The organism is Paenibacillus sp. VTT E-133291, assembly GCF_002264395.1.
GTDB lineage: Bacteria > Bacillota > Bacilli > Paenibacillales > Paenibacillaceae > Paenibacillus_AQ > Paenibacillus_AQ nitricinens.
Genome location: NZ_NFVA01000178.1, coordinates 1 through 4,188 on the forward strand (window position 1 = coordinate 1; position 4,188 = coordinate 4,188).

At 43.9% G+C, this 4,188-nt stretch carries 6 protein-coding genes; 5 read left to right on the top strand and 1 reads right to left on the bottom strand.

What is annotated here, in order from left to right; all coding sequences use genetic code 11:
* Positions 1 to 171 precede the first annotated feature (171 nt).
* From CA598_RS31125 to CA598_RS31135, 3 genes are all read left to right on the top strand, one after another.
* A complete protein-coding gene (locus tag CA598_RS31125) occupies positions 172 to 495 on the top strand; it encodes a YtrH family sporulation protein (RefSeq protein ID WP_094874151.1) in 324 nt (107 codons plus the stop codon).
* Positions 496 to 500: 5 nt separating this feature from the next.
* A complete protein-coding gene (locus CA598_RS31130) occupies positions 501 to 1,001 on the top strand; it encodes a sporulation membrane protein YtrI (RefSeq protein WP_094874150.1) in 501 nt (166 codons plus the stop codon).
* 87 nt (positions 1,002 to 1,088) lie between these two features.
* Entirely contained in the window at positions 1,089 to 1,403 is a 315-nt protein-coding gene (locus CA598_RS31135) for a YtpI family protein (RefSeq protein WP_094874149.1), read from the top strand.
* Positions 1,404 to 1,506: 103 nt separating this feature from the next.
* Here CA598_RS31135 and CA598_RS31140 read toward each other — a convergent pair whose 3' ends face one another.
* Entirely contained in the window at positions 1,507 to 2,841 is a 1,335-nt protein-coding gene (locus CA598_RS31140; protein WP_094874148.1) for a DRTGG domain-containing protein, read from the bottom strand.
* A gap of 177 nt (positions 2,842 to 3,018) precedes the next feature.
* Between CA598_RS31140 and CA598_RS31145 the strand changes: the two genes are divergently transcribed.
* Both CA598_RS31145 and CA598_RS32515 read left to right on the top strand, forming a co-directional pair.
* A complete protein-coding gene (locus CA598_RS31145) occupies positions 3,019 to 3,852 on the top strand; it encodes a YhfM domain-containing protein (protein WP_143812493.1) in 834 nt (277 codons plus the stop codon).
* A 98-nt stretch (positions 3,853 to 3,950) separates the two neighbouring features.
* Positions 3,951 to 4,091 carry a hypothetical protein gene (locus tag CA598_RS32515; protein ID WP_179283817.1) on the top strand — a complete coding sequence of 47 codons (141 nt, stop codon included), beginning with the start codon at positions 3,951 to 3,953 and terminating at the stop codon, positions 4,089 to 4,091.
* The last annotated feature ends 97 nt before the right edge of the window (positions 4,092 to 4,188 follow it).

Below are 4,188 nucleotides of genomic sequence, written 5' to 3' on the forward strand. Positions count from 1 at the left end.
CCTCAGTTTCTACCTTCTTTCAATCTTCTCAGTGCTGAAAACCGTACTTTTTGAACTCGCACTATAAGATGAAACTATTTTATCATATTAAAGGGGGACCCGCCCATAGAATGGATTAAGAGCACATGGACAGGCAACGTTTATAGATGCCTCGTCCGGGAAGGGGCCTTTATGAGCATTTTTATGAGCAAAGCGATCCTCGATTTCTTTATCGCCTTCGGCATCGTACTTGGCGGAGCTATGGTCGGCGGAATCGGCGCCGTAGTATCCCTGCAACCACCGACGCAAACGATGCTAGATGTAGCAGACCGGATTAAAATATGGGCACTTGCCGCCGCTGTAGGGGGTACTATGGACCCTTTACGGGTCATTGAAAGCAACATGATTGGAGGCAACCTCTCCCCCGCCATCAAGCAAATCATGTATCTTGCCTTCGCTTTTCTCGGCGCTCATATGGGCAGCGAGCTAGTAAAATGGGTGTGCGGCAGGGGGTAACGCCAGTGAGAGTTCCACCATTCAGTCGTTTTCGTAGATTCACCCAAATTTCCGCTATATTCATGCTGGGGATCGTCGTAGGAGCCGTCATATACAACGCTATATACCATGTTGGATTTAACGTGTTATGGCTGAATAATGCAGACCTGCGTGTACAGATCGAGCAATATCAAGAGGATATTAAAACACTCAAAAAATACAATAATACCTCTACCGTAATCAGAGAAATCAAAATTCGATCAGAGGAAAGCAAAGCAGAAGGCTCAACCTCAGTTGATCCCGTAACTTTAAAATTAATACTTAGTGAAATACGATCTGATCTGGAGCCCATGCGTGGCCGCAGCATGTTCGATATTGACACAGACAGTAAACTGGTTAGGCTGCTGCTGGATGGCAAACTTTACATTGTGCGTGATAAGGAATACTCTGTCAAAATCCGGACGATGCTCGTCATGGAAGGCGTTCTGCAAATCTGGGTGGAAATCAATCCTTTTAAGCGCAACTAACAACAATCGTGTGATACAATAATGGACAGACAAAAGTGGAAATTACTTCAAGGCTTTTGCACGACATGATAAAGGAGCTGGCTGTCCATGGTTTTATTTATCAAGTACTTATTGTTCATCCTGCTGGTGATCTTTGTAATCGGCGCTGCTGTGTACAGCTTATCCTCTCGCCGTGCCTTAAATCCCCAAGATAAGGGGCTAAAACGCTCCGTCATGAATGTGATGCTGGGCGCTATGCTCGTAACGCTCTCCCTGATTTCCATGTTTCTATTTCGCGGCTCCACCATTAATATCATTGTTGAAGCTGCCTTTCTTCTAATCGGTGTATTTAACATCTTCTCAGGAATACGCAGCTATAGTTACTACAGCCGTAGCCAGGAACAACACCAGTCGAAAGCCTAGACTATCCCTCTGATAGGATTACAAGAATAAAATAGACTGCCCTCACGATCATCGATGAGGGCAGTCTATTTAACATTTTATGACAAGGTAAATCTCAGTCATATTAGCCGTGATCAATGGATTGCAGCATCAGGACAGCTTTCGCTACCAGAGTATCTGAATAGCTGATCTCTATTTCAAGCTTACATGTACGGCGACTAATCTCGAGCAGTCTCGGCATTACAATAATGGCGTGTTCAATCTGTACCGGCCGGATAAAATAGGTGGACATATTATCTAATACATAGTCATTTCCTGTAATATCCTTAGCGGCCTTAAACGCAGAGAGCGTCATTAGCGTAGACAATATACCTTCAGAAATGGTACCAAGGTCTGTGGCCATCTGAGGCGTAATAAAACCATGGAAAAACAATCGGCCCTCTTCATCCCGCTCATCCGCAAAACCGTTCCAGATGAGATGATCGAAGGTCTCCCCAAGCTGTGGAGTGTTACGGACATCCCGCAGACTTTGCAGCACCTCTTTACGGGTTAGGGAGCCCACCAATTTGCGGTTACGGTCTACAATGGGTAGGAAATCGACGCCTTCCCACATCATGATCTGCGCAGCTGAAGCTAGTGAGGTATGCAGTGCGGCGGTAACCGGACTCCGAACCATAGCCTTTTCAATACTTTGCCCTTCTGTAAGGTCCTCTACTTCACGTCGGCCGATAATACCAATCACTCGGTTCCATTCATCTGTAACGGGAAAACGTTGCTCTCCAGTTTCCTCTGAAATCTGTCGTAGCTCACCTACGGTGCTTGAAATTTTTAACGTAATCATACGCGGTTTGCTGTCGACAATATCTTCTACCAGCATAATTTTTTTCTTAATCAATCTATCAAAAATCGCACGGTTAATCATTGATGCCACGGTAAACGTGTCATGTCTTGATGAAATAATGGGGAGATCCAGTTCGTCGGCTAATGCCTTCACTTCACGGCTCGTCCCAAAGCCACCTGTAACCAGAACTCCGGCACCCTGCTCTAGTGCCAAGGAGTGAACATCATCGCGGTTACCTACAATGAGCAGACTGTCTGCGTCGATATAACGAATCATCGCGTCGACCTTCATCGCACCGATTACATATTTATGTAGATGTTTACTCAGTCCGCTAGCCCCGCCGAGAACATGACCTTCCACAATATCAACCACATCACCAAATGTCAGCTGTTCAGAAATATTACGAGGCTTCTTTTCTACACGTACTGTACCAATCCGTTCCTTCGTAATGACAATCCCAAGATTCTCGGCTTCCTTAACGGCACGATAAGCCGTTCCCTCACTGACCAGCATTTCTTTTGCAAGCTTACGAACAGATATTTTGGAGCCTACCTTAAGACTTTCAATATGCTGCAGCAGTTGCTCATGTTTAGTAATTGCATCGCCTTGACCTTCCAACTGTTACACCCCCGTACTCCGATCTGTACTATACTGTACTCATTATACACGGAGAGAATAGCACAGTACAACCGATTCATAAGCATCGAATTCGAATTTAATTGCCCGTTATTTAGCAACCTTTTCCTCTTTTTTATAGTCTGAGAGTTAAAGAAAGAGGAAAGGAGTATTATGGATATGAATAAGAACATGTTTATAATATTTACCATTACTTTACTTTTCATAGGACTGATCGGCTGTGGAAATACGAGAACTGAAGTAAAACAATCAAGCCAAATAGAGCTGGATGCACAAAAAATAGTTTCTATTAACTTAATAGAAAAAGACCAGCCGGTGACGACTATTTCTGAAGCATCATCCTTGGAACGTTTCGTTCAAGCCATAACTACTGCAGAATATGATAAAGGACAATTAGATATTGCTCCAAGTGATTACAGAACAACCGTAAACATGAAGGGTGGCATAAGCTATGAGTTCTCTTTTTGGATCGTCGGAAACAACAGTGGGTTACTCATTAAATCGGGACAAATGGGCCACTACCGTCTGTCAGATATCAGCAAAAAAGATCTGTTGGACTTATTCCAATCGACCACTAAAGAAGATAAAAATAATCCGGCAGATGCTACCGAGCTACAGCCCCCAAGCGTTCAAGTTACTGTCGGCGGTGAGCAGTTCGATGCCATTCAAGGCTCTTATTGCTGGAATGACAATGGCAAAGGCGTCTGTGTAGATATGGCTTATTACGATCAATTAGTTACCAAACAGAAGGTACATCCCAAAGCCATCAGCCGTGACCAGGTAGAACTCAAATTCTCATCTGCACCCAAGGAGATAGAGGTTATAGCTTCATTTCCTGGTGATGAACGACCGGACGAAGCTCTTTCCGTAGAAAATAACAGTTTTCAACTCGCAGCAGGTAGCGGCAGACATCTGTATATGATCCAAGCAAGATGGCCTCAGGGGAGCGCCAGTTATGTATTTGAAGTAGAATGCTCGGTCAGTAAAAAGTAATTCTTTTGTTAAACAAACCGTTCTAGATGAACAGAGAACAGACCCTTAATAAAAAAGGAAAAATATGTTATTCTGTTAAGGTGAAAGGGGATGACCTTATGCAATTTCTTTTTATACTCGCGTTTATTGTTCCTGCAGTGTGGTACTACGCTGCTCTAGGTAAACGGATATCTGCCGAAGAAAAGAAAGCTGGAAAAGATCTCTCGGATGAGATCAATCCTTTTACAGGTGCAAGATAACATTAATCTCCCTGCTTTGCGGGGCAATTTTAAAGCCCACCGGCTTAAGCTAGTGGGCTTTTCTGTGAATCTAGGGGATTTATACCCCTCTTTTAAC